Consider the following 25968-nt stretch of genomic DNA (forward strand, 5'->3'; position numbering starts at 1 on the left):
CACGAGAATGATTTGAAACAAATCCACCGCGATGTTTTCACCCCGGAGGCGTATTCCCGCAGTTGGGGCTGCCACAGCGGCGAGGAATATTCCGCAGTCTGGCTGCGCAGTTTTGGAATCCCGATGGTTGGAGCCATTGGAAAGACAGATTATTCGAACGGGGGGCTGCCTATTCTCTCCACAGCGGAAGGAAAATGGAGCCAGTGAAACTCCCCCAATATTTCATCATTTTCCTTCTGCCGGCTTTGCAGGGCGCTCTCGCGCAGGATAATGCCGTTCCTGCGGCTCCTGCTGAGCAGCCTTCCTCCACTCAATCTTCCACACCGGCCATTGAAACCACGCCTGCCGCTGCTGCTCCGGCAGAGCAACCGGCCAGTCCCGCAGCGCCGGAAACAACGCAGCCACCAGAGGCGCCAAAACCAGCCGCTCCAGCCGTAACTCCGAAGCCTGAACCGGTTGTTCCGCAAAGCTATGGTGATCGCACCGGGCAGGTCTATATCGGGCACCGGGCTGTTGTGGACCGCTATGCCGGTTGGGGTTGGATTTGGAAGGAAGGCGAGGGGTACCGGCGCGGGAAATGGGCGCTGATGCTGGAGGAACGCGGGGTATGCGTCGTGCCCGGACGCTTCCATTCAAGCATCGAAGCCGACAATGACATGGAGTACAAGATTTACGGCGAGTTCATGCCTTACAAAGGATATGAGCCAAATTATGATGTCTTTACCGATGTATTCCGCATCAAGGGTTTTGAGCTCATCGGCAAGGCGACGCGTCCCAATCTCAGGCCTCCGGCGCCGTCCGGGCACGCGCGTGGCAGCTCATCCTCGCGCCCGCACCAGGTAAGCATTGATTAGTGTGCTCTGAAGGTCACTTCGTCGAAAAAGCCGGTAGGGTATTCGCTCTTGATCGAAACGGGGTAGGACAATTTGTCCTTGTTCACTTCGGCGATGGAGCGGTACGCCAGAACAGCCAGCAGATTTTTTTCATCAACAGGTTTTTGATTCATCACGGTCACGGCGCCGGAGGCATTCACGTAAAAGCGGTATTTCACCTTCCCGGAGAGAGAGGATTGGCGGTATTGCTCCAGGTAGCTTTGCCAGTTGTTATAAATCCGTTCCTTGATTTTCCATCGATATTCCATGAAATTCGCAACGGCGTCCCCTTTCAATCGGGGGACTTCGACGGCTTCCTGAGCGGGGGTGTCTTTGGATGGGGTTCCTGTTGCGGCTTTGGCCGCCGCCTGCGTGTCCGTGGAAGACGGCTTGTTTGCATCTGCAGCGGCTGGGGTAGTTTGCTGCGCTCCTGCATGGATCACGCACAAGGCCCATATCGCCAGACAGCACAAATATTTCATAAACCAAGCACTAGCGAAAAGCCGGAGTCTGGAAAGAATAGAAAATGGGGGCCGTGAATAACCGCTTAAAGCTGAAGAGAACCACGGATGGATTTCCGACGCGACCGCGTCATTGCGAGGAGTCCGGCTCAGCCGGACGACGCGGCAATCCAGAGATTGTGGATCGTCACGGCCCAAAATGGGACTCGCGATGACGATTTATACGGCAGCGTTCCGCTTCTGCACGGTCATGTGACACATGTTATTCAGCCATTCGCCATCACCCGCTCCGCCAACTCCAGCCCGTTTTCCACACAATTTAGAACCGACACCCCGCCGCGGAAATTACCGCCAAAAAACAGGCCCGACGCCAGGGTCTCACACTCTTCCATAACCCGAATAAAATCCCCGTAACCGGGAATAATTTGCGGAATGGCGTTTCGCACGATCACTTCATTTTCAAGGACAGGCCGCCCCAAATCGCCCAGATAATCCCGCAGTTCCGTCAAAACAGTGTCGTGAAGTTTTTCGCAGCCCCAATCCATGACTTCAGGTTTTCCTGCGCCGCCCGCAAAGACGGTCAACAGCACATGATCAGGCGGGGCGCGGTCTGGAAACAGCGTGGAGGAAAAAATGACGCCCAACACAATTTTGCCTTCCCGTTCCGGCACCAAAAATCCAAATCCATCCAGGGGATGGGCAACATCTTTCCGCCGGAATCCCAGGTGCCGGATTCGCACCGAAGCGTAGGGTATCCTTCCCAGGGATTCCAGGCGTTGTTGGGGGACATCCTGGATGCGAAGCCCGGGCAGCGCATGCGCCGGGACCGTTACCACGACCGAGTCAAACAAAGCCGGTTCAGCCCCGGATTCCAAACCGACCCTCCACCGATTGCCTTCACGGGCGAGCGAGGCGACTCGTGTTTCCAATTTAAGGCTGTCGCCCATGACGTGTGCCAGTCTTTGTGGCAGAACCTCCATGCCGTTATTGAAGGAAACCATTTTTTTCCGGGTCCATGGCTTACCGGATTTCCAAAAAACTTTTTTGAGCATGCCCGCTGTTACGGAACCGCCCGACTTTTCGGCTTCGGCAAGCATCGGGAATGCGTGGCGCACGGAAAGATCCTCGGGACGCCCCGCATAGATTCCGCGGACAAAGGGATTGAACAGATAGTCCAGGGCCTCCCGCCCAAAACGGCGCCGCGCAAAATCCGCGAGGGACTCGTCTTCATCCCCGGTTTTTTTGGCAACGAACGGTTCCTTTAAAAATCGCAACTTTCCACTGGCGCTCAGAAACGGGGAGGAAAAGATCCCGATTGGCGAAGACGGCAGGCTGATCAATTGTCCGGCTTTTGCAATGAAACGTTTTTTGGCGCTTGCGTTGGCCGCGGCCACTTCGTTTTGCAGTTGCAGGGAATCGATCAGATCCTCCCAGGGTTTCCCGCCGGCCAGGATCGAGTTGGGGCCTGATTCCAGCAAAAAACCATCCGTCCGATTCGTGCGGATCACACCGCCGGGGGTTCGGGCGGCTTCAAAAATTGAAACAGCAAGCCCGCTTTTTTTTAACGCATGCGCAACAGTCAAACCCGTAATGCCGGCCCCGATAACCGCCACATGCTTCATGAAGGATTCTCGTTGTTCCATGTGGTGACGGCCTCCACCAGAGCCGCCACATTTTCCACTCCCGTGCCCGGTAAGAGGCCATGGCCCGTGTTAAAAATATGGCCCCGCTTTCCACGCATGGATTTCAGGAGATGGGTGGTCGCATCGCGGGTGACGTTCACATCGCCCAGCAACAACGCCGGGTCCAGATTCCCCTGGACCGCGATTTGCGCGGGCAGCCGGTCCCTGGCTTGGACCAGGTCCAGCGACCAGTCAAAACTTAAAACCTGTGCGCCGGTTGCGGCCAGCGCCTCCGCCTCGTGCCCCATGCTTTTGGCATAAAGAATGACCGGCGCCGTCCCATTGAGCGACTTCACAATTTTTTCAATCCATTGCAGGGAGGCTTCGCGGTAAATCGTCGCGGGGCACATTCCGGCCCAACTGTCGAAAATCTGGATCGCATCCGCTCCGGCCTCCACCAGCATCCGCGCGTAGCCGCAGCAAACTTCGGTTACCGACTCCAGCAATTTGTCGAACAAGGCCCGGTCGCTGTAGAACAGATTTTTTATTTGCACCAAATGGCCCGGTTTTCCGCCTTCGACCATATAGGCTGCGAGCGTCCAGGGGGAACCGCAAAAGCCGAGCAAAGCTGTTTTATCACCGAGTTCCTTGCGTACCAGGCGGACGGCTTGGCCCACATACTCCAGCCGTTTCAAAGCGCCGGTTGGTTCCAGCCGATTAAAATCCCCGGCTCCGCGCAGGCAAAATGACATCTCGATCCCGCCTTCGTCACGGAATGAGTAGGGTTGCCCCATGGCTTCCGGTATGACGAGAATGTCGGAAAAAATGATGGCCGCATCCAGGGGGAAGCGTTTCAACGGTTGCAAGGTGACTTCCGCAGCCAGCTCGGGGGTATGCGCCAGTTCCAGGAACGAATGTTTTTGTTTCAAGGCCCGGTATTCCGGAAGATAGCGCCCGGCCTGGCGCATCAGCCAGACGGGCGGGCGCTCCAGATTGTCCCCGTGGATGGCGGCCAAAAACCGTTCCCGTGAATTCAAGAACAACACCTCATGAGGGAATTCATCGGAACATACTCAACGGCCCGGGCCCGGCCCGCAATCGAAAAGTCAGCAGGCTGGATCGCCACGGTCCAGAAGACCACACACCCCGAAGCGCTCCGCCTTCTGCCCCTCTTGATAGAGGGGATTGGGCCTCGCGATGACGATTTTTGCCCGCGAAATGACGCGAAATTCGCTAAAGGATGGACACGGATGTGAACTTGGATTTTATACAATGATCACAGGTTTTTTTGAGAGTTCCCCCTTAACCTTGGCGAGCGTTGCGTGCTTGGCGCGAGGAAGTGCTGTTTGTTTTTACCCAAAAAATATCCGCGCAAATCTGTTTAATCTGCGGATAAAAACGCCTTTCTCTGCGCTCTTTGTGTTCTTTTGCGGCCAATCTTCTTTGTCTTTGCATCTTGGCATTTTACCCCAATCCGATCATCTTATCCCAACATGACAAGCAAGCGCGGCATTTTGCTCGCCAATTTGGGCTCCCCGTGTTCCGCTTCCGTTCCGGACGTGCGCCGTTATTTGCGCGAATTTTTGATGGATGAACGGGTCATCGACTACCCGTTTCTCCTCCGCTGGATCATCATCCATTGTTTTGTACTTCCCACCCGTCCGCACCGCTCGGCGGAAGCGTACCGGCGCATTTGGACGGATGAAGGTTCCCCCCTTGTTGCCAGCAGCCGTCGTCTTCACGGGATTTTGCAAAAAGAACTGGATTTGCCCGTTGTACTGGGCATGCGCTATGGCGAGCCCTCCATCCTGAGTGCCCTCAAGGAGCTGCGCACAAAGGTCCCGGATCTTGAGGAAATTCTGTTGATGCCGCTTTACCCGCATTATGCAATGGCTTCCTACGAAACTGTGGTGGCAAAAGCCCGGAAGGAGCTGGATGTCCTGGGCTGGCGAATCCGCCTCACGGTGTTGCCGCCGTTTTACAACCAGGAGATTTATCTCAACGCCATGGAGTCTGTCTTGCGTCCCGCGCTGGAAGATCCGTGGGACCATCTGCTCTTCAGCTATCATGGCATTCCGCTGCGCCATATCAAAAGAGCCGACTGCAGCGCCAGTCATTGCCTTTTGGATCCCGCTTGTTGTACTACCCCGGCCGCCGCACATGCAACCTGTTATCGTCACCAGTCGCTTCATACCACCGAAACCCTTGCGCTGCGGCTCGGCCTCAGACCGGGGACGTATTCCTCATCGTTCCAGTCGCGATTTGGCAGGGAAGCCTGGTGTACCCCCTATACCGATCAGGAACTCATACGCTTGGCGGCTTCGGGAGTCCGGCGACTGGTGGTTCTTTGCCCGGCTTTTGTGACCGATTGCCTGGAGACACTCGAAGAAATCGGCATGGCCGGCAAGGAAAGCTTCCTCGAGCACGGGGGGGAATCCTTCAAGCTTGTGCCGTGCCTGAACGAACATCCCAAATGGATTGAAGCCCTCCGCGCCTGGGCGCTGCATTTTCCCGACAACTGGATGCGCGTTGCGCCCTGACTGGCTTTCTCCCAACGCGTGAGAAGTCCAAATAGAAAAAATATTTTTAAAACGGCGGCAGCGAATGGATCAAACTGGGTGAAAGAAAAACCTCGCCTACGGCGGAATTACGCCTGGAAAGTGAATGACCAAGGCTTCCGGGCGTTTCCAATTCGCTTGTTTAAGTTGTTTGATATGGTATGCTAGTACTATAAATACAGGCATTAGAATAATTAATGCAGCGATCTCTGCATTCGGTTTGAGCTTATTGCTCGGCTTGCCGCTTCATGCCCAAATCCTGGTAAGCAGCGTGACGGGATCCACCTCGTTGTTGGGAAACCATGGTTCGAACCTGATTACAAACGGGAGTTTCGAAACTGGCGCATCCACGACTACAGACTCATTCTCCGGCGGCATTATTCGCGATAACTGGACACAATCCTCGGGATTAACGGGCTTCAATCAACATGTGCCGACCGGGTGGAGCAACGCCGGATCTTCCGGGGCAAACAACTATGCCACATGGACGAATACCGCCGGTGGCGCGTTAGGCTCCGTTGGTCAAAGCTATTACCCAGGGACGGGTGCGAATGCGGGCAGTGATCCGATCAGCTCAGCGGCGGTTCCGGACGGCAGCAAGGCCCTTTATTTTGGAAATCTGTATATCGCGTCAGTGTCGGCGGGCATCCATATCAATTCAGACGTCAACGGGGTGCTTAGTATGACCGCAGGCACAGGAACCTTATCCCACACTCTAACAAGCGCCGATTTTCACCCGAGCACTGCGAATGGAACATCGAGGATTTCGCAGGCTGTGACATTGATTGCGGGACACAAATACCTTTTGGATTTCTGGGCGGGGGGCGAGGACAGTAATATTGTCGCCGGGACCACCACGGATCCCCAGTATAATTCAGACGGCATCTTCATGGCGAGCATCACCTCAACAAGCACAACAAGCCAGTTCTTTTTTGATTCGGCGTCTGGAACCGGAGTTGACGCGCAGGGGCTTTCAAGCGGTGTAGGAACGTTTCAACGCTACCACATTAATTTCATCGCGGCCTCCACAGGAACCTACACCCTTTCCTTCCAAAGTTGGGGGCATGGCAGCAGTTCCAATACGGTCAACTGGTTCACGGGGACTCAAGCCTCAGGCGTGGGAGCCTCGGAGCTTGTGCTGGATGACGTCATTCTCAACGATCTTACGCCCGAGGCTTCGACACTAGCGGCAGGCGCTGTCGTCCTCATGATGGCGGGATTTCCGCTGTGCCGGTTTCTTTTTTCCATTGTTCCTGCCAGCGGTCAACTTTCGCCTTCATTTCCGGAAAAAGGATGTCGGGATCCATATTTTTAAAACATTCCTGTGCCTCCGCATTGCGTTTACAGGCGGCGAGGATAAGGCCGTAGTAAACCATGCACTGGTTTTCGGCGATTTCGCTTTTGTTGCGGGAGTCGAGAATGGCTGCCGCCTTTGCCGGCTCGCCGTTGACGCAAAGGCTGTAGGCATAGACTGCCGCGTGCGAAACCGGTTTTGGGTCGGCCAGATAGACTTCCGAAGCCAGTTTTGTGGCGAAGCCAGGATTTTTGTCAAGAACGAGCAGGAGTTGTGCGATGTCAAGTTTCACTGAAAGATCATCCGGGTGATCCTTTGTTATGCGATCCAGGAGCTTGAGCAGGTCGTTTGCATCGTTTTGCTGCCGGTAGTAGGCAAAGAGCTCTTTTTGCGCCCAGTCGTGCATGGGGTCGCCGAGTGGAATGTCCCATAGAATTTCGTGGGCTTCGCCGGGATGCCCGTCCTCCATCTCCATGTGGTAGAGAAACAACTGCGAAGCGGTCTGATTGCGCGCCGCAGCCCGGGCCTGCCCCCAAATATCAGAGGCCATGGCTTCCTCGTTCCGTTCGCGATAAACGCGGGAAAGTAATGCCAGCCGCTGAGCCTCCATCCGTTCCCAATTCCCGCTTGCAACCAGCGGCTCAAGCGACTTCCAATCCTTTATGGATATATAACAATCCGCAAGCACAACCGGTACGGGCATCCTTTTTTTGATGGCGGCTGGGAGCGTTTCCAGCCATTCCAGGGCCTCCTGGCTGCCGCGCCTCTCCAACAGGCACCGGGCGAGACGCGCGGCTGTTTCAGGATTGTCTTTCGCCTCCGCTTTGAGCTGGGGGAGGGCTTTTTCGGCAAGCGGGGAATGGCAGAGAAAAAGCAGATCGAGGTTTTGAAGCCGGTCTGCTTCAGTGGGTTTTGGGAGGCTCATCAGTCGCCCGTTCATTTGGAGGGCGGCATGATATTCACCGGCCTTCATCAGGCCGGAAATCGCGATGCGGAGGGCGCGAGTTCCAAGATCGGGATCATCCGCCATTTTTTTAAGAGTGGCGATTGCCTTTGCCCGATCCTCAGGGTTATCGGACTCGATTTGCAATTTTGCCACTGCAAGCCTGATGAATTTTTTCTTTGGAAAGCCGGGAAACTTTTGTTCCAGGGCTTCGCATGCCCTAACCGCAGCGGCCACTTCCCTTTTCGCGCAATAATAAAAGACCTCAAACTCCAGGTATTCCGGGCAGTTGCGCGCGTCCGGGGGAATGGCGGCAAGCGTTTTACCCGCCGTATCAATCTGGTTGAATTGCAGGGCTGTTTTGACAAGCGCGAACTTTTCAGAGGCGCTTTCAGGAAGGAACTTGACGACTATTTTTCGGCACTGGACAGCTTCCGGGTTTCTGTCCGCCTCCATGAGTTCAGCCAGAAATCTGTACGCATCTGGATTGTTTGGGCGGGCGCGGATGCTTGCCTGGATGCTTAGCATTACATTTCCAGCATCGCCTTTTTCCGCAAAGTTCCTGGCCATGTCCAAAGCCCGGTTGGCGCGCCAGCGTGAGTATATGTTTGGTGCTTTCCAAATCGCAACGGCAAGGCCGATGAGGCAGAATACCGTCAGGCATATTTTTTTAAGGATGCTCACAACCGTTCTCCCGATGCATCTTCTGTCGTGTGAACAAGTTTTCCCACAACTTTTTTCAGGGATTCAATGGCGATTTCATCGCTTGGCGCGCCGGTAAGGATCACCTGCAAAACCGCCTGGGCAACACTCCTTCTGCCGGCAAAAGCGGCCTTGAAGCGACTGTTTATCGGAGGGTTAAAATTATCCAAGTCGCCGTAAAGGGATGCATCCTGCGCCCGATGCGCGTAAAAAACATGCACTGGATGCAGTTTGCCCTTAAAGAGGTAGTGGTGAAAGCGCAGCGGAATATGTTTTACAGTGAGGTCTATGAAGGGCGCCTCGCATATTAATTGGTAACCCACCGCGGGCAGGCAAATATCGGGATGATGCGCGGCTGCGGCGGCCGCAGAGGAGCGCGCCGCGGGCCATTGCAGATAGCTGACATGCCAGACCAGTCCTCCGGGACTTGCCCACTGCAGGGCAATGCCATCATTCGTCCGAAGCAAAGCCCGCGATTCCTCCGGTATTTCCACACGAAACCATCCGGCAAAATCAGGGTCGGATCGTGACGGGGCTATCACGTTCCATTGCGGCGTTTTCGTTTCATTCTGTTCATGCGCGGCATACCACTGTGCGGTTCCGACTGCGGCCAACAGCCAGACAACGATGGAAAAAATGAGGAGCCATCCGGGAGTGGAGCAGGGGCTAACACGACAATCATCATGCCGAGCAGGATTGCGGGCAGCTTCCGAAATCTGTGGCGCTTTGTTCCGCATCCAACCCGCAAAGAGAACAACCGATGCCATGCAAGTTCCCATCTCGATCCATCCCAGCGGATCATGCCAGCGCTGAAAGGCGTCGCTCCCGTTGGCGGCTTCGATCCATGTGAGCGCAAACATCCGCAGCGCGTTGAAAAACAACGCGGCGAGGCCCCCAAAGACAACCGCCCAACAGCTTTGCGCGCGTCGCAAATTCCAGAATTCTCCGGCGAGGAACGCAATCATGATGCAAACCTGCAACGAACGGATCCCGCTGCATGCGGTGTTGAGGCCGACGATTCCGTTGCTGACCTGAATGGTGTTTCCAAGTTGTACGGCGGGAATCCCGATCCAGAACAACCCTTCGACCGTGGCCGCCGCACCGAGACGGGTAAGCCATTGGACCACCTGCCCCTCAAAGCCGCTTGGCCACGGAATCGCCGTTGCTGAGAAAAGAATCGGAAACGCGAAATGACGCGCCCATCTCCAACCGCCTGCCAGCGCAAGGCAACCGAGGGAGAGGAATATGCATTGGATTTCACGAACCCAGAAAAGCATCCGCCATTCTGCATTGGCTTCACCAACAAAACGGAGGGGCAAATGCAGCAAGACAAGGATGACAATACCTGCCTGAATCAATGCACGACAGGTGCCGTGTGGTGCATCCGGTATCGGGCGAAGCAGCCAGCGTTGCAAAAACAAGCCGGCAGCGGCCACCGGCACGAACCAGCCAAACGCATACTGGGCATTCGTCGCCCAGTCGATATGGATATCCCACCAAAGTGTGAGCCAGTAAATTCCGGGTAGTAACAAAAACACAGTACAGGCATCCCAAAGCGGGCGGGGAGCATTGTCAAGAAAATGGCACGGGAGAGGTTTTGTCCAGAGATAAACACAGATTTTAGTGTGTCCTGTGCGAGTGTGAATTTTGCTGGCACATTTTATGATGGCTGTGAAACTCTTTAAGCAGAAGTGAGTGATTCACCATCCATCCCGTTGGAACAACCTGTTTTGCAGCGCCTCGGAAAGGCGTTTGCGTTTCTGATCGTGCCTGTGCTGGTTGTCGGCGGCGCCTGGGAAGGGTTTAAATATGCCAGGCTGCACCTTTCGCTTTCGTACGCGCACCGTGAATTTTCAAAAAGACAATTCATGCGGGCGGAATACTGGGCCAGCCGCGCTTTCAACGCGGACCAGACAAGTGTGGAAGCTGCGCGGCTGATGGCGGAAATCAACGAAGTGCAGGAAAGACCGGCCGCTATTAGCTGGCGGATCCGGGTTGTGCAACTGGAGCCCGGGAACACAGGGGACATCATGGCATGGGCAAAATGCGCCTTGAGGTTTGAGCAGGACGAGATGGCCATCAAAGCCCTGAAATCCCTCCCGGTTGATTTTCAAAATCGAAGCGCCGAGTTCCAGGAACTGATGGCCGGTTTTGCCCTGGCAGCTCATCAAACAGGACTTGCGGAATCGTATTTTGCGAGGGCGGTGGAACTCGAACCGGGCAACCCGGTGAGCCGGTTGAACCTTGCGGCATTTCGTTTGTCAAATTCCTCCAACCGGGAAGTCCGGGAGACGTCCGCCCGGGATATTGAAGGCATGCTCTCAGATTCGCGTGTCCGGCTTTATGCCGCCCGCGCGCTGCTAACCGATGCGATTCGAAACAGGGACCGCGTACGCGCAGAACGGTTTGCGGAGATGCTGCGCGCCTTTCCGGAGCACACTTTCAGCGACGACCTCAGCCGCCTCGAAGCCGTGACGTCCCTGCAGGTTTTTAATGCCGCACTCGGAGAGATCGAACATCGGGCGCAATCGGACGCGCTCAAAACCATCGCGACGTGCGACTGGCTGAACGCGCATCGAATGGCCGGCGAAACACTGCGATGGTACGCAAAGCTCCCCGAGCCAATCCAATCCAATATTCGTGTGCAAATGACAGAGGCCCAGAGTTACCTTGCCATGCAGGATTGGAATGGGCTGAAGACCTTCCTGGAAAAGTGCCGTTGGGACGTCGGAGAATACCTCAGGCGTGCCATGCTGATTCGCTGCAAACGGGAACTGTCCCAGCCCTGGGAGAAAGAGTGGGAACAGCTCATGATCGAAACGCAGGCCCATTCGCCTGAAGATCTTTTGCTGGCGCAACTGGTGATGGGCTGGAAATGGCGCAAGGAAGCGATTGACCTTCTTTGGAAGGCAGCAACCAGGACGGAGACGGAGTCGAAAGCTCTGCAGAATCTGAGCGACATCTTCTCACAGACAGGCGAAACGAGCGAACTGCTTCGCGTCACAAAAGCGCAGCTTGAGCTGGACCCCTCGAATCCGGCGAGGAAAAATAACGAGGCATTTCTCTCACTGCTTTTATATGGCGATTCAGAGGTGTCAGAAAGCATTGCGCGCGAAGTTTCAACCGCAAATCCCAAAATCCCCGAGTGGGCGGCCACGTATGCGTATGCCCTCCATCTGGCGGGAAAGGAGTCCGAGGCCCAAAAGGTGATGGAACGGCTGTCTCCCGAAGCGCTTGCCCGCCCTGACATCGCGCTGTATTACGCCATTGTTCTGGCGGCAAATGGCAATTCCGGCAAGGCCGGGGAATTCCTGGCGAAATCGAATCCGAATGGGATGCTTCCCGAGGAACAGAAGCTGGCGGCGGACCTGGCGCAACGGTTGAATGCCGCGCCGTTACGCTCCTCGCAATGACTCGTCCACGCACAGATTTTCCACCAATACCCGGGAAAATCCAAAAGAAATTGAACCACGGATAAACGTAGATAAACACGGATTAGCCCCAATACCTTCAACCAATTCAAGCAACCGTTTGGCCACAAAAGAACACAAAAAACGCAAAGTACAGGGAAGTTTCGGCAGTTTTTGAGTTCTTTGCGCTCTTTCGCGGCAATCCAGAAACCAGCTTATGAGCATGGAGTGGATCGCCACGACCCAACTCCGACATGTGTCGCGAGTAAAAAGCGTCCGCCGTGGCGGACGCACTCCAAAATTTCCTGTTCATTCCCGCTCAAAACAGCTTTTTTGAAAGGTTTGGGTTCTCGCGATGACGAAGGCCGCATCCATCCGTCATCTCACGGCGTATAGACCACTAGGTCTTGTCCTGCCGGTCGCCAGACTGGCGGCGGCCGGGGTCAAACGGATCCATGAATTGTCCGGCCAGTGTCGGCGGAACTTTTCTTTCGATGCCGTAGGCGGTGGGCCAATGTTTCGGCAGCCATGCGGTGCCGAAGATACGGTCGATCAGCGGGAAAATGAACGCAAAATTTTGATCGCGATGCTCGTCGTTGGAATGGTGCCAGTGGTGAAAGCCGGGGGATGAAATCAGCCATTCCAGGGGTCCCAGGCGGACCCGGATATTGGCATGAATAAAAAAATTCCAGATTGCCGAGATGATCGCCACCATCGCCACGGCGGGATCAATATTCGGCCCGACCGTATTTGCAAGTCCAAGGAGATAAATGGGGGCCAGTCCTGCCAGACGCATGAACACGATGTCGAAAGGATGTGCGCGTGTGTTAACCAGCCAGTCGAGCTGTTCGGCGCTGTGATGGATGGAATGGAATCGCCATAATAATGGGTAGGCGTGCAAGGCGCGGTGGCCCCAATAGGCGCCGAAATCATTCAGAAGCAGCATCAAAGGCAGCTTGAGCCAGAATGGCCAGGCGCCCATGGCCGAATAAAATCCGCCCGGATCCATCCTGTGCAGGGCCTGGATAAGCAGAGACAGCGGGACCGCAATCAGCGCCGCAGGGAACAGGCTGTTGATAAAATACCAGCCGAGGTCCACCCCGATTTGTTTTCTCCAAAATTTGGCCGGGTGCAGCCCGAACAATCGTTCCAGGGGGACAAAGATGACTACCAGTAGCACGAGCCAAACCGCCAACCGTTCTACATCTACGATAAAACCCGAAACATGCCTGAGAAATTGATCGGTCACTGTCTCCAAGCGTTATATTGAAACAGGAAACTTGGCCACCGCAGGAAAAGGTCCGGCCGATGTCAGGTTCGCGGATAGCGCGCGCCTGGCCCGCCGCCGGCGCAGAATCTCGAAGAGGATGCATGCGGCGCCAAATCCGGCGAAGACCATCCAGTTTGAAAAATCCGGCGCCTGCTCCAGGTCCACGCCTCCTAACAAGGTAAAAGGCGGCTCGCCTGTCGGGGTTCCGCCCGCGAGAAAGTTCAGCGTTGCGGATGTGCTGGAGGCTGCAAATGTCATGCCGCTCTGGTACCATCCGGAAAAGGCTTGGTTGGGCAGGCTGATCGTCGGCGTCGTGTACGTTGTGCCTCCCGTGAAGGACCCCGATGTGGCGCCGGACCCTGAAACAAATGTTCCGTTAAAGTTTACGGTTAAGGTCTCCGACGTGCTGCCCGAGAAAGATTCCTGTTGCGCGCCCGCATAGTAAAATGTCAGGACGTAGGTTTTTCCAATGGTCAGGCCCGTGATCGTTTGCGAGACCGGATGTACTTCAAAGACACCGTCCAGTGCGATGAAGTTTCCGCCGCCTGGAACCGCATCTACGGTGCCCGTGCCCCCGCCCGTCATCGTGCCCGTGCCGCCATTATTTGCGCCCCACAGATATGTGTTGCCATAAAAGGCTCCGGTGCCGCCATGTTGGGCGGAATACTGGCCAGGCACTTCATGCGGTGAGCCGGTGTTGTAAGCGTTGGCCTGCGTCCCAAAGTCCGCCGTATTCGGCGCGTACACAAAGTTGTATCCGGAGGTGTCCCAATTGCTGACCGTCAAATTTGAGCCTGTGGCAAAACCACCCGCGGAATCAGATCCAAACTGGCCAAACAATGTTGTGTACGTTCCTGCGGGTTTGGTTCCGGAAAAGGTGACACTGGTGAAAGTAGGATTCTTCACAAAATTCGCGGAAGCCTCCTGCGCCAGCGCAAAGGCAATCACAAAGCTGAATGCGATTATGTAAAATGGAACTTTCATTAGTATCGTTAGACCCCGGTTCATTAATGCCCTTCGGCCCTATGTAACGTAAGTAGGTTGGCAGATTATTTGCCGTGTGCAAACCTGAAATCTTACCGCACGCATAGTCAAACTAGTAATAAATCTGATTTTATTTCCGATGTTCTATTAGAAGAGACTGCCGTTGACTTCCGACCGGGTGAATGTTCACACTGGGTTCGGCTCAAACCATGACGCACGTTTCGCGAAACCTGTTTGCCGGCGGGGTACCTGGCTTGAAGGGCATGCTTTTTGCAGCGGCAGTCATTCTTGCTCCAACCCTCCTGCTCTGGCATTTGCACGGGCAGTGGAATCCGAACGGAGAGTATGCGTATGCGTGGGTGGTTCCTTTGCTGTCCGCGTTTCTCTGCAAATTGCGTTGGGATGACCGGCCATTACCGTCCACTCCAATCGAAAGCGCCGCATTCCCGGCAATTATTTTTGCCCTGCTGACACTTCCCGCCCTCTGGCTTCATGAAGCGGCCCCCGAGCGAAGCATTTGCGCATGGTCGTATGCGATTGCCAGTATCGGAATATCCTTGTCGCTGATCTCGCTTGCCGGCGGCGCCTCATGGCTTCGATGGTTCAGCTTCCCGTTTGTTTTCATCCTCACCACGGTCCCATGGCCGCATGCTCTGGAACTATTCGTATCGAATCCGCTGATGCGCGGCACCGCCAGGGCCACCGTTGAAATCCTTTGCCTTGCCGGCATTCCGAGCCTTCAATCCGGCAATCTGGTCCGCATTGAAACCGGCATCCTTGACATTGCCGAGGCCTGCAGCGGAGTCCGTTCGCTTCAAGCCATGGTGATGATCTCGCTTTTCCTGGGGGAATTGTTCCGGATGAAGTTCGTCCGGCGGCTGTTGCTCCTGGCGATTGGGCTCACAGCCACACTCGTGGCGAACGTCATCCGGACCGTGGCGCTTGCCGTCATCGGCTTCAACCAGGGGATGAGCGCGGTTGACGGCTATCACGATGCAGCGGGACTCGCCGTCATCACCTTCTCTCTTTTGAGTGCGTTGGTTGCGGCGTTCATGCTTCGTCCGGCAAAGACTGCGGCGCCGATTCCAGACGCATCCTGGATTGGGTTGACGCTCCCGCTCAAACTTTGCTCCGCGCTGCTGCTTTGGCTCTTCACGGTGGAGATTTCCGTCGAAACATGGTATCGATCGCACGAACCAAAATGGCGGGGTTGGAGCTGGTCCGTTCAATGGCCCCAGCATGCCGAAGCTTTCCATTTTATCGAGATTCCCAGGCGCTCACTCCAAGTCCTGATGTGTGACGAGTCGCATGCGGCAACCTGGAGAGAGCCGGATGGAAGCGATTGGTCCCTGTACTGGATCCGCTGGAATCCCGGCAATCCGGCGGCGGAAGCGGCAAAGGTCCATCGTCCGGATGTGTGCCTGACTGCGGAAGGCATCGTCATGGAGAAAGACCTGGGGCTGAACACCGTTCCGTTTGGGCGGATGCAGATTCCGTTTCACAGCTACATTTTCCGCTCGGGTGAAAAAATCCGCCATGTCTTTTTCTGCATTTCAGAGGAATGGCCGGGCGATCCGGCGATTGCCTGGAACCCGGAGTTTGAGGCGGTTGACATGATCCAACGCGCGCTCAAAGGCCGGCGGCATAGCGGTGAACAAAGCCTGGAATTGGCCGTATCGGGGTATCCTTCGGAATCAGCGGCGCAGGAAGCATTCAAGGCGCGCCTGGCGCAACTGATGCAAATCATGGAGTGAACGAAACGCCGTTGGCGTTTTAGCTAACATTCCGCATTTCGACATCTTGCTACAAGTGTTCATTAGGAGGCCCATCTGGAACACTCGCGACGCATGTCGGAGTTGGGCCGTGGCGATCCACTCCATACCCATAAGCTGGTTTCTGGATTGCCACGTCGCCGCGCCCTCAGTTAGTGCCACACTTTGGAGCAAGACACCTTGCGCGGGGTTTCAGAAGCGTGTGAAACATCCGGGCTAAGGCCTTGAGCCCCTATCGGGATAGGGGCATTAACCCAACCGGACGCCTCTGGCGAATCCCAGCGGTTTGGAGATAATGGAATCATAAATAAAAGGGGAAACAGGATGCGCGGGCGTATCCGCGCGAATGCAATCCCTATCAAGACAGAAGGAAAATTTATGAACCAAACATCTGTGGGAATATTTCATAACCGGCCTGAAACCCGGAATCAAAACGGGTCCGCCATTTTGCTTCTATGCCTGGCAATTGTCGCCTTGATCGGATTCATGGCGATTTCAATCGATTACGGAAGGATGGCGTTGACCGCCGACCAGCTCCAAAAGGCCTGTGATGCGGCCGCTCTTGCGGCGGCTGTGCAAATGCAATTGGACACCAGCACGAGTAGTTCTACCAGGCAGGCTAATGCCACCACCAAGGCCCAGTTGCTTGGCACACAAAACGGCGTGACGATCTCCAGCGTTACATTCAGCAGTCCGATTGTCACGGTCACAGGAACTTGCAGCCAGACCTTTTTCTTCGCCTCAGTGGTTGGCGGAGCCAACAGCGGAATGTTGACACGGCAAGCCAACGCCAATTACAACACCCCGATGACCGGAGTCAGCGGGGGCTTGCCAATTGCCATCACGATTGGTGACTATACCAGCCATCTTGGCGGCTCATCCTTTACCTTGACGCTCGTCGATAACCAAAAGAAGGATTTCTCGAATGGGAATATCGTGGCGCTGAGTACCCAAGCCGGCAATGGCAAAAGCCCCAGCCAGTGGCAGAGTGATTTGACAAATGGGATTACCTCCGTTGATGGGGGCACAGTACCCTTTGGAACGGGGGTGAATTTGGATTCTATTAATGCCAGTCTCAATCCGCAGCAATCCTCCCTCCATGATGGTTTGATCAACCGGATCGGGCAGACCGTGGCAATCTTTGTCACGACCACGGCAAGTCAAAGCAATGGCAACACAGGTCATTACGTCCAAGGCATCGCGATCGTCAAATTGGTGAGTGTGGATAATAACGGCAATCTCACCCTTCAAATCCCGCAGGTTTCAAATCCTTCCGGTTTAAGTAGCGCAACCTCATCCTATAATGACACCTATAATAGTGCTTCCACTTCCGCGCTGACCAATGGCAATTCAATTCATCTCACGCAGTGAAAGCGAGATAGGGCCATTCGACCTTATCTCAATAGAGGCTTTTTTTGTATCAAACTCGGATAGAATACCAGCTACCGTTATAGGCACGGGAACGAGCCGGGAAAATCTGGGTTAATTTTATGCGAATTTTCAACAAAGGCGCGCGACGAAAAGGTCAGGCTGTTGTCGAATTTGCGCTTATTGTCCCGCTGCTGCTCACAATGATGCTGGGCATCGTTGAATTCGGCTGGCTCATTCAAAACGAAATGACACTGGCAAACGCCGCGCGTGAAGCCGCCAGAGCCGCCGCTCTGGGAAATACGACAACCTACATCCAGACTCGCGCGACGACCATGGCTTCTCCCCTGACTATTTCCACTGATACGATGGCTTACTCCACTGATAACGGTACCACCTGGCTGACTTGGCCCAGCGACAGCGGTTCAAATAACGGTGTTCCCAGCGGCGCGCTGATCAAGATTACGTTGACGGCCACCAACCATCAGTTGACAAATTTCATACCCGGACTGAACAGTCTTCTCATGAGCCAATTCGCAGTCATGAGAAGGGAACCCACATGAGCAGAAAACAGCATCCGCATGCACCCGTGTTAATTAACGGGTTATTTTGCGGCAGGGTAAGGCATTGGAGGGGCCGTGAAGGTTCTGCCGTCCTATTGCTGTGCCTGGCCATGGTGGCCCTGATCGGTTTCATGGCTGTATCCGTTGACTATGGCTTGATGGCGTTGAAAGCAAATGCGTTGCAGAGAGGCTGCGACGCCGCCGCCTTGGCGGCCACGACTGAAATGCTCATTTCCGGCAGCACAAGCACCGCCCAGACCCAGGCGCAGACTTATGGCGCCCAGAACGGGGCCACGATCACGAGCGTCGTTTTCAGCAACAGCAACACGGTTGTGACAGTCCAGGGCACCGCGACGCAGAGTTTTTTCTTTGCCCAGGTGCTGGGGATCGGCAGTGGAACATTGAACCGGCAGGCCAAAGCCTACTGCATTGACATCACCGGCGTGAGCAATGGCGTTCCGCTGGGGATAACAACCGATGACTTCAATGCCCATGTGGGCGGCGCATCATTCACAGTAAGCTTGATCCGGAACCAGGACACTGCATTTGCCGATGGCAATGTGGTCGGGCTTGCATTGACCAACGGGAAAAGCCCGAGCCACTGGGACACCTACCTTCAGAATGGATATTCGAATGTTCCTGTTTATATGGGATATACGGTTGATTACAATTCACTCAATGCAAGCCTGAAGGAGCAGGAGAAGAACCTGTATGATGGGCTTTCAGGCCGGATCGGCGGTATCATGGCTATTTTTATTACAGACCCGACGCCGGCAACCAATGGCAATTCGATTCACCCCATCGAGGGCATCGCGGTGGTACAGCTCACCGGCGTTGATAATTCGGGAAACGTGTCGTTGAAAATACTCAAAGGCATCAATGACTATACGGGGGGGCTTTACAATACAACCACAGCCAGTTCCCTTCAACTGACCAATGCCTACAAAATGGGTTTGGAAAATCCCTAACACAAATGCATTCAACTAGGGCACATTGTATTTATTCTGCCGCACGTTCACGCGTCATTGCGAGGAGCGCAGCGACGCGGCAATCCAGAAACCAGCTTATGGGTATGGAGTGGATCGCCACGGCCCAACTCCGACATGCGTCGCGAGTGTTCCATATGGGCCTCGCGATGACGCGACAATATGAATGCAATTTGCTCTAATAGTGCCAACAGGCAGGCCATTGAAATGAGTATGAAATATGCAGGCTAATCCATTTCGAGGCTGAAGTCCAGGGCGCGCACACTGTGGGTGAGGCTGCCGACGGAGATATAATCAACGCCTGTTTCCGCCACGGCCGCCACGCGCTCGAGCGTCATGTTGCCCGAAGCTTCGAGTCCGCATTTCCCAGCGGCGATGCGTACGGCCTCACGCATCTGCGGAATCGGCATGTTGTCGAGCAGGATGCGGGTTACGCCAGCGTTGGCAAGGACAGCCACCTGCTCAAGCGTGTCGGCCTCGAAAATAATGGGGGCGTCGGGATCCGAGTTCTTCATTTTTTTGACAGCTTCAAGCAGCCCGTCCGGCTGGGCCATCAACGCCACATGATTGTCCTTGGGCATAAAGGCGTCGTAGAGGCCCATGCGATGGTTCACTCCGCCGCCGCAGCGCACGGCGTATTTTTCCAGGTGCCGCAGGCCGGGCGTGGTCTTTCGGGTATCGAGAATCCGGCATGGAGTATGGGCGATTTCTCTAACAAATCTCCGGGTTTGTGTTGCAATGCCGGAAAGATGCTGGAGGAAGTTGAGCGCGGAGCGTTCGCCGGTCAGGATGGCGCTGACGGGGCCTTCCAGTTCCATGACGGTTTGGCCTTTGGCGAGGGAGTCGCCATCTTCGGATTTGAAAGTGAGTCGCAGGGCCGTGTCCACTTCACTGAAAACCTGGGCTGCAACAGGCAATCCGCAAAGGACGCCTTCTTCCTTCACGAAAATATGGGCTCGCGCTTTGGTGTTTTTGGGGACGAGGCAGGCTGTGGTGATGTCGAGCGGGCCGACATCCTCGGCCAATGCTCGCGATGCGGCTTCGCGCAGGAGGGCGGGTTCGGGCGGTGTGACGGGCATAGGATCATATCATGTTGAAGGCACAAATCCGGTCAACTGATTTTACCCGCCTACGCGTAGAAGGTTACTGCAAAACCGCCTCAAAATAAGGCAGTTCCATTTTCAAAAAAATCCCATTATAGGCGGTTTTTGTTTTTAGCCCGGATGTCGCCGCACCTGCGGTTTCCGCCACACTTTGGAGCAGGACACTTTGATGGGGGTTTCAGAAGCGTGTGAAACATCCGGGCTAGGTGTCCCGCTGTTCATGGAACTGGCGAATTTTGCGTCTTTCCAACCAGCGCCACCACATTCCTGAAAGCTTGTTCCAGCCTTTGGCCCAGGCGCTTGCAACGGGGTGGGCGCGGTAGTATTCGGAGCGGTCCAGAATATCGAGGACATAGGTTTTGGTGGTGCGGAAATCGATGTTTTCGATAAAGACCGCGCTGTTGAGGACCGTCATGTCCTTGGCCCAGCGCCGGGCGTTGCTGCGGCCGGCATTGTACTCGGCCAGGGCGAAAATTTCCGGGCGGTCGGCCTGCTGCCAGCGTTTGATGGCGCGGCTCAGATACCAGGAGCCTGCCAGGATGTTCGTTCTTGGATCCAGCAGGTCGGTATCCCTAAACGTCCGGATATTTTGCGACAAAGCCCACTCCCTCCCGGCCTGGGGGGTCACTTGCATCAGTCCACGCTCGCCTGCCAGTCCCGTGGCCTCGGGATCGAAATCACTTTCCCGCCAAATAACGGCGCGGATCAAATCCTCGCTGATCCTCTGCCGTTTCGCGGCTTCCTGGATGAACTCGTTGTATTGGATGTCGTGCTGAAGCTGTTGCCGACCCCAGGCATAGAACAAGGCAACGCCCAGCAGGGGCACAAGAGCCAGCAAAAGAAATAAACGCGTCCGTTTCGGCACAAGCCCAAAATATGTCCGGCGGCGATGAAGGCAAGCTATTCGAGACGTGGCATGAGCATTAAAATTCGCCGGGTCTCGTGATGATGAAATACACGGTAGCGTCATTGTGAGGAGAACGGTGGAGCCGGGCGACGTGGCAATCCAGAGATACATGGATCGCCACGGCCCAGGATGGGCCTCGCGAAGACGAGCCGTCAGGGGGGCGCCATGCCTGTTTGCATCGATACCTCCGTTGCAAAATTCCGGACGGCTTGTAGAGTCGGCTTTCCATGAACCCCGACACCTCTCCGGCCAAGCCCCGTTATGTGCGGGTCGTACCGGAACTGGCTTTGGACCGTCAGTTTGATTATATCCTGCCGCCGCACCTGGCTGGCGCAGTCCAGCCCGGCCAGCGGCTGCGCGTCCCGTGGGGGACCCGCACGACTCTGGCCTACGCCGTTGAATTTCCTGAAAAACCCGAAGTGGCCAAATGCCGGGAAGTTCTGGATATGGTGGACAGCGAACCGATCCTGCCTCCAGTGCTCATCCGGCTTGCGCATTGGATGGCGGATTATTATTGCTGCGAATTCAACCAGGCATTGCGCGGGATGCTGCCCGAACTGGTTCGCTCCCGGGAGGACGGGTTTAAGCAGCAGTTCTGGGTGGAAATCCCTGACGGGCTTCAGCCGGAAGTCGTGCTCGCGCAATTGAAAAAAGCCAGGGCTCAAAGCCGGGCCTGGCAACTGGCTTGCGATAATGGCGGGGGCTGGCTTGCGGAATTAAGCCGCCAATGCGGCGCCACGCCCGCCGTCTGGCGTTCCCTCGAGGAGAAGAAGCTGGTCTTGCTCAGGCGCGAGCGGCGCGAACGAAATCCGCTGTTGGAAAAATTGGAACGGGATGTACCGCGCGAACTGAATGAAGAGCAGCGAAAGGCGCTGGAATTGATTCTGGAACAATCAAATTCGCCCAAGCCCAAACCGGTCTTGCTCCGCGGCGTGACGGGGAGCGGCAAAACGGAAGTGTACCTGCAGGCCTTGTCCCATGTGCTGAAACAGGGAAAGGGCGCACTCATGCTTGTTCCGGAAATTTCTTTGACGCCACAAACGGTGGAGCGGTTCCGCCGCCGTTTTGAATGCGACGGGATCGGGGTGGCCGTCCTGCACAGCCATCTCTCAGCCGGGGAGCGGCACGACCAATGGCAGGCCATCCGCCAGGGGCGGGCGCGGGTTGTGATCGGCGCGCGGTCCGCGGTGTTCGCTCCACTCGCGGAAACCGGGATCATCATCGTCGATGAGGAGCATGAGCAGAGTTACAAGCAGGAGGAGACGCCCCATTACCATGCGCGCGATCTTGCGGTTGTCCGCGCTGGCCTGGAGGGGATACCGATTGTGCTGGGCTCAGCCACACCGTCGCTCGAAGCCATGCATAATGTTGCCACGGGAAAATTTTTGTCTGCGGTGCTGACCCGGCGCGTGGAAAACTTTCGCCTGCCGGTGATTCAGATCCTGGATTTGCGGAAGGAAAAGCCTGAAAAGGGCCAGAGCGTGCTGATTGCGGAAAAACTGAGGCAGTCGGTTTTGGAACGGTTGGAGCGCGGCGAGCAAAGTATTATTTTTCTCAATCGCCGGGGTTATGCCACCAGCCTGCAATGCCCGAAGTGCGGAGAGGTGTCGCAATGTCCTCACTGCTCAGTGCCGCTTACGTATCATCGCTCAACGGGCGATTTGTGCTGTCACTTTTGCGACCACCGGGCCCGGGTTCCCGCAGTTTGTCCCGAATGCGCCTTCGACCAGTACCGTTACTCCGGGACCGGCACACAGAAAGTGGAGGACGCGGTGGTGAAGGCGTTTCCGGGGGCCCGGATTTGCCGCATGGACTCGGACAGCATGCAGGGCAAGCGGGCCTATCATAATGCGTTGATGGAATTTCGCGATGGGCGTACCGACATCCTGGTCGGTACGCAAATGATCGCCAAGGGCCTGCACTTTCCCAACGTGACATTGGTGGGCGTTGTGAATTGCGACCTTGCGCTTCAACTGCCCGACTTCCGCGCGGCGGAGCGGGTCTTTCAGCAACTGGTACAGGTCGCGGGCCGCGCGGGCCGGGGCGACAAACCGGGCGAGGTTTTCATCCAGACCTACACGCCGTTTCATCCGGCGATCCAGTTTGCGCGGCATCATGACGTGGAGGGCTTTTGCGAGCAGGAACTGGATTACAGGCGCGCCCATCATTACCCGCCGTGGAAACGCGCGGCGCTCGTGTGCTTTCGCGGGAGGTCGGAGGAAAAAACAAAATTTTGCATCGAGGCGGCGGCGCGGCGTTTGCGGGGGATATCGGAAATTAAAATCGAAGTGCCGGAGCCGGCTCCAGCGCCGATTGCCAAGATTCGGGATTACCACCGGTTCCAGTTGTTTTTATTGGAGTCCAACATGCCCGCGCTCAGCCGCGTCCTGAAGCGTGAGGTACTGCATCAGGCATGGCCGGATGATATCCGGGTTACGGTGGATATCGACCCGGTGAATTTGATGTAACAGAAAAACGATTCACCGCAGAGAACGCCGAGGAAAATGCGGAATGTGGGATGCGGAATTCAGACTTAAAACTTACAAACTTAATTCTTAAAACTGGAATAGAACACAGTTTTACAGGAAGGGCGCTAACCCGGAAAACTCACACTCTGGGCAAAAAGATAGCGATATTGGCAGCCCAAGCTGTTATTGTTGAGGTAGATGAAGACAGGATCCGCTCAAGGCGCTGATGGGTGGCAAGAAGGATGTGCTTGGGGAGGCTCGGTTGTGTGCACAAGACAAGGGCAAAGCGCTGGCGGCCCACTCGACGTTGAACCGGATGGAGCTTGGGGCATTAGGCGGAGACTGGCGCTACCGGAAAATCATACCCGATGCGGGCAGGATTGAGGCGTTGCTGATGGAGGAAGGGGTCAAGGCAATTCCTCGGCGCAGCCGGGAAATCGTGCTGGACTTTGATGCGACCGACGATCCTTTGCATGGGGCGCAGTTGCGTGATGTCAAGTGGGATGCCAGTGATGGGACCGTGGAGGCCTTGAAGAAAATCGTGACGGTGATCCGCAGGCGGTTTGGGAACAAAGTTCGCAAAATCGTGCGGGCCGACAGTGGTTTTTCTCGCGAAGCGATCATGGCGTGGTGCGAAGGCAACGGGGTCTTTTATTGCCTGGGGCTGGCGCGCAACGAGCGCTTGAGCGCCCGATTGGGCAAAGCCTTCGGAAAACTCACCCGCCTCTGAGCCTCTGAAACGCTCTAAAAACTGCCATGTCAAAAGGGCACGCAGAAAGGCGGCGGCGTCCGGGTCAAAAGCAAAACCTCTTGAATGGGATTTTTGGCTTGCTCGTGACGGGTTTTGTCTATAAACACTTTGCTGGTATTCACTACCTAGTATAATAACCTCAAACCATCGCATGAAAATTAAATTTAAATATCTGCTTTTGGCCTCGGTCGTATTCGTGTCCCTCACTAATCTGCTGGAGGCAGGATCCAAAGATACTGCAAACTACATTGCCTCGAAAATCGAGACCTTCGATGGAACTTCCGCAAAAATCGACGTCGCCTATCTTGTAAGGATTAATTTGAATGTTCCAAGCATGGACGTGGCCCTCTTTACAGCGAAGACGATAGACAGATTGAGCATGACTTTTGGTGGTGATATTCTGTTGATCGCGGATGAAAAGGATGCTGACAGCTTGATTAAAAAATACGGCACCAACATGGAACACTATGGAAACAGCATCAAATACAAGTCCCTGACTGGAAAAGTCGGCCGCATCAAACATGAAGGAAAGGTTGATATAGTTTTCATCAATATTAGTTCCATGCAGAATCCTGAAGAGTTGCCCATTGAGTGGTCAGCGGCAACCTCGTTGGGAACGAAACCCGCACCTTCGCAGTAGACTGCAAGCAACAGCCCGCAGATTTAATCCGGGGTTGACTTTCGCCCGGTGGGGATGGTGTCAACGGATGCCTTGTCTCGATCCATCAAAGGTCACACGCATCATCGAAGCCATACCCAACTTTAATGTCTGAACTGGGAGGATGATTTTTCCTTGGAATTTGAGCCAGATTAGGCTGCAACACGGATTGACGAAGCGGGGGTATCCCCAGTAACCTTTCCCCTGTTTATGAACCGTATCCAGCTCAATCCGTCTGTCAGCACGATCACGATGAGCCATCACCAGCTCAAGGTGATGGTGGAGCCTGAGTTGGCGTCAAAAGTCGATCAAGCCGTCCGGAAAAGCCAGCAATTCCTGCTCAACCAGCAAAAGCCGGAAGGCTACTGGATCGGCGAACTGATCGTCGATACCACCCTGGTTTCAGACTACATGCTCTATATGTACTGGAAGGGCGAGGTCGATTTCGAGATGCAGTCGCGCTGTGTCAAACATATCCTGGACCGCCAGTTGCCCGACGGCGGCTGGAACATCTACCCCGGCGGACCCAGCGAGATCAATGCCACGGTCAAATGTTATCTTTCGCTCAAGCTGGCGGGCTTTTCCCCGGATGAATCTGTGATGCAAAAGGCGCATGCCGTGATCCTGCGGCTGGGCGGCATCCCGAAAATGAACACCTACGGGAAGCTTTATCTCGGGCTTGTGGGGTTGTTTCCATGGAAGTATCTGCCGATCATACCGGCGGAAATTATTCTGCTGCCGAAGTGGCTGTTTTTCAATATTTACGAGCTTTCCTCCTGGACCCGCTGCATGGTGGTGCCGCTTTCCATCATCAACCATTTCAAGCCGATCCGGCGCCTGCCGCCCGAAAAGCAATTGCACGAATTGTTTCCCTACGGGACGGAAAACATGGATTTTTCGATGCCGCCCGACCCGAAGCTTTTCACGCTTCGAAATTTCTTCCTGTGGTTTGATAGATTCCTCAAATGGGTGGACGGCATTCCCTTCAAGCCGTTCCGCAGCATTGCGTTGAAAAAGGCGGAAGCATGGATTCTGGAGCGCGTGGACAAGCGTTCCGATGGCCTGGGTGCCATCTTTCCGAGCATGCTGAACACGTTGATGGCTTTGAAATGCCTGGGCTATCCGGACGACCACCCGGTCATGCGCAAGTGCGAGAAGGACTTTTTTGATTTCCGCGTATTTGATGAAGAGAATGATGACTTCCGCATCCAGCCCTGTTTTTCGCCGGTCTGGGATTCGGCCATCACGGCGGTGGCCCTGGGTTCCTCCGGGCTGC

Annotated in this window: 22 protein-coding genes; 13 read left to right on the forward strand and 9 right to left on the reverse strand. The window is 55.2% G+C overall.

Annotated elements, in window-relative coordinates; all coding sequences use genetic code 11:
• On the forward strand, nt 1-207 hold a 207-nt coding region (locus tag PHD76_12895), incomplete at its 5' end, for a hypothetical protein (GenBank protein MDD5262735.1).
• Nucleotides 204-854 carry a hypothetical protein gene (locus tag PHD76_12900; GenBank protein MDD5262736.1) on the forward strand — a complete coding sequence of 217 codons (651 nt, stop codon included), beginning with the start codon at nt 204-206 and terminating at the stop codon, nt 852-854. The genes PHD76_12895 and PHD76_12900, both read left to right, overlap by 4 nt.
• Here PHD76_12900 and PHD76_12905 read toward each other — a convergent pair.
• The 3 genes from PHD76_12905 to hemE form a co-directional block, all read right to left on the reverse strand.
• Nucleotides 851-1354 (reverse strand): hypothetical protein, encoded by a 504-nt coding sequence (locus tag PHD76_12905; protein MDD5262737.1) that lies wholly within the window; start codon nt 1352-1354, stop codon nt 851-853. The two genes, PHD76_12900 and PHD76_12905, sit on opposite strands and share 4 nt — an antisense overlap.
• A 245-nt stretch (nt 1355-1599) precedes the next feature.
• Nucleotides 1600-2976 (reverse strand): protoporphyrinogen oxidase, encoded by a 1377-nt coding sequence (gene hemG / locus PHD76_12910; GenBank protein ID MDD5262738.1) that lies wholly within the window; start codon nt 2974-2976, stop codon nt 1600-1602.
• Nucleotides 2952-3971, reverse strand: a complete 1020-nt coding sequence (gene hemE, locus PHD76_12915; GenBank protein MDD5262739.1) for a uroporphyrinogen decarboxylase — start codon at nt 3969-3971, stop codon at nt 2952-2954. The genes hemG and hemE overlap by 25 nt, the downstream gene beginning before the upstream one ends.
• A 477-nt stretch (nt 3972-4448) precedes the next feature.
• Between hemE and hemH the strand changes: the two genes are divergently transcribed.
• Both hemH and PHD76_12925 read left to right on the forward strand, forming a co-directional pair.
• Nucleotides 4449-5495: a ferrochelatase gene (gene hemH / locus PHD76_12920; GenBank protein MDD5262740.1), complete on the forward strand. Its 1047-nt coding sequence runs from the start codon at nt 4449-4451 to the stop codon at nt 5493-5495.
• 124 nt (nt 5496-5619) lie between these two features.
• A complete protein-coding gene (locus PHD76_12925; protein MDD5262741.1) occupies nt 5620-6828 on the forward strand; it encodes a hypothetical protein in 1209 nt (402 codons plus the stop codon).
• Here the strand turns inward: PHD76_12925 and PHD76_12930 are convergent.
• Both PHD76_12930 and PHD76_12935 read right to left on the reverse strand, forming a co-directional pair.
• Complete coding sequence (locus tag PHD76_12930) at nt 6719-8434, reverse strand: hypothetical protein (GenBank protein ID MDD5262742.1); 1716 nt, start codon at nt 8432-8434, stop codon at nt 6719-6721. The two genes, PHD76_12925 and PHD76_12930, sit on opposite strands and share 110 nt — an antisense overlap.
• Entirely contained in the window at nt 8431-9990 is a 1560-nt protein-coding gene (locus tag PHD76_12935) for an exosortase/archaeosortase family protein (GenBank protein MDD5262743.1), read from the reverse strand. The genes PHD76_12930 and PHD76_12935 overlap by 4 nt, the downstream gene beginning before the upstream one ends.
• Nucleotides 9991-10143: 153 nt before the next feature.
• On the opposite strand from PHD76_12935, the gene PHD76_12940 reads away from it, so the two are divergent.
• A complete protein-coding gene (locus PHD76_12940; GenBank protein MDD5262744.1) occupies nt 10144-11865 on the forward strand; it encodes a hypothetical protein in 1722 nt (573 codons plus the stop codon).
• A 397-nt stretch (nt 11866-12262) separates the two neighbouring features.
• Here PHD76_12940 and PHD76_12945 read toward each other — a convergent pair whose 3' ends face one another.
• Both PHD76_12945 and PHD76_12950 read right to left on the reverse strand, forming a co-directional pair.
• Nucleotides 12263-13111, reverse strand: coding sequence for a sterol desaturase family protein (locus PHD76_12945; GenBank protein ID MDD5262745.1), 849 nt, complete (start codon nt 13109-13111; stop codon nt 12263-12265).
• Between the two features lie 12 nt (nt 13112-13123).
• Entirely contained in the window at nt 13124-14116 is a 993-nt protein-coding gene (locus PHD76_12950; protein ID MDD5262746.1) for a hypothetical protein, read from the reverse strand.
• 209 nt (nt 14117-14325) lie between these two features.
• On the opposite strand from PHD76_12950, the gene PHD76_12955 reads away from it, so the two are divergent.
• The 4 genes from PHD76_12955 (at nt 14326) to PHD76_12970 (ending at nt 18787) form a co-directional block, all read left to right on the forward strand.
• A complete protein-coding gene (locus PHD76_12955) occupies nt 14326-15870 on the forward strand; it encodes an exosortase/archaeosortase family protein (GenBank protein MDD5262747.1) in 1545 nt (514 codons plus the stop codon).
• Between the two features lie 396 nt (nt 15871-16266).
• Nucleotides 16267-17259 (forward strand): pilus assembly protein TadG-related protein, encoded by a 993-nt coding sequence (locus PHD76_12960; GenBank protein ID MDD5262748.1) that lies wholly within the window; start codon nt 16267-16269, stop codon nt 17257-17259.
• A gap of 119 nt (nt 17260-17378) precedes the next feature.
• Nucleotides 17379-17819 (forward strand): pilus assembly protein, encoded by a 441-nt coding sequence (locus PHD76_12965; protein ID MDD5262749.1) that lies wholly within the window; start codon nt 17379-17381, stop codon nt 17817-17819.
• Nucleotides 17816-18787 (forward strand): pilus assembly protein TadG-related protein, encoded by a 972-nt coding sequence (locus tag PHD76_12970; protein MDD5262750.1) that lies wholly within the window; start codon nt 17816-17818, stop codon nt 18785-18787. Before PHD76_12965 ends, PHD76_12970 begins: the two co-directional genes overlap by 4 nt.
• A gap of 245 nt (nt 18788-19032) precedes the next feature.
• Here PHD76_12970 and nadC read toward each other — a convergent pair whose 3' ends face one another.
• Both nadC and PHD76_12980 read right to left on the reverse strand, forming a co-directional pair.
• On the reverse strand, nt 19033-19884 hold the full coding sequence (gene nadC / locus PHD76_12975) for a carboxylating nicotinate-nucleotide diphosphorylase (protein MDD5262751.1): 852 nt from the start codon (nt 19882-19884) through the stop codon (nt 19033-19035).
• 226 nt (nt 19885-20110) lie between these two features.
• Complete coding sequence (locus PHD76_12980) at nt 20111-20773, reverse strand: lytic transglycosylase domain-containing protein (protein ID MDD5262752.1); 663 nt, start codon at nt 20771-20773, stop codon at nt 20111-20113.
• Between the two features lie 269 nt (nt 20774-21042).
• On the opposite strand from PHD76_12980, the gene priA reads away from it, so the two are divergent.
• The 4 genes from priA to PHD76_13000 form a co-directional block, all read left to right on the forward strand.
• Nucleotides 21043-23283, forward strand: coding sequence for a primosomal protein N' (priA, locus tag PHD76_12985; protein MDD5262753.1), 2241 nt, complete (start codon nt 21043-21045; stop codon nt 23281-23283).
• Between the two features lie 226 nt (nt 23284-23509).
• On the forward strand, nt 23510-24013 hold the full coding sequence (locus tag PHD76_12990; protein MDD5262754.1) for a transposase: 504 nt from the start codon (nt 23510-23512) through the stop codon (nt 24011-24013).
• Between the two features lie 172 nt (nt 24014-24185).
• Nucleotides 24186-24674, forward strand: a complete 489-nt coding sequence (locus tag PHD76_12995) for a hypothetical protein (protein ID MDD5262755.1) — start codon at nt 24186-24188, stop codon at nt 24672-24674.
• 228 nt (nt 24675-24902) lie between these two features.
• Nucleotides 24903-25968: squalene--hopene cyclase (locus tag PHD76_13000; protein MDD5262756.1), on the forward strand; the 1066-nt coding region annotated here is incomplete at its 3' end.

It is taken from the genome of Candidatus Methylacidiphilales bacterium (assembly GCA_028713655.1).
Taxonomy (GTDB): Bacteria; Verrucomicrobiota; Verrucomicrobiia; order Methylacidiphilales; family JAAUTS01; genus JAQTNW01.